The organism is Telluria sp. AZSoR62, from assembly GCF_058111565.1.
In genome coordinates, this window is the sequence record NZ_JBYTST010000517.1 from 1 (window position 1) to 244 (window position 244).

The 244-nt window shown below is 60.7% G+C and carries 1 pseudogene; it reads right to left on the reverse strand.

Annotated elements, in window-relative coordinates:
• Nucleotides 1-163: 163 nt before the first annotated feature.
• A pseudogene (benD, locus tag AC3XQU_RS24595) lies at nt 164-244 on the reverse strand (1,6-dihydroxycyclohexa-2,4-diene-1-carboxylate dehydrogenase); the annotation flags it as partial.

Consider the following 244-nt stretch of genomic DNA (forward strand, 5'->3'; position numbering starts at 1 on the left):
GGAGAATCTCCAACAGCTCCTCGAAGACCTCCCGCCGGCCAACGAGCGGAAGGTCCTCCGCCATTTCACCGCTTATGGAGCCCGTCGTCATGACCGCAATCCTACTGGAGCGGACCGTACGGCCCTGGCGGCGGGAATTCATCACGGCGGTCTTAGCCCAGTCTTAGCCCAGGTCCCCGCCAGCAACTGGAAGGATGGTTCCGGTGAGGTAAGACGCTTCATCTGATCCAAGGAATACGATCGG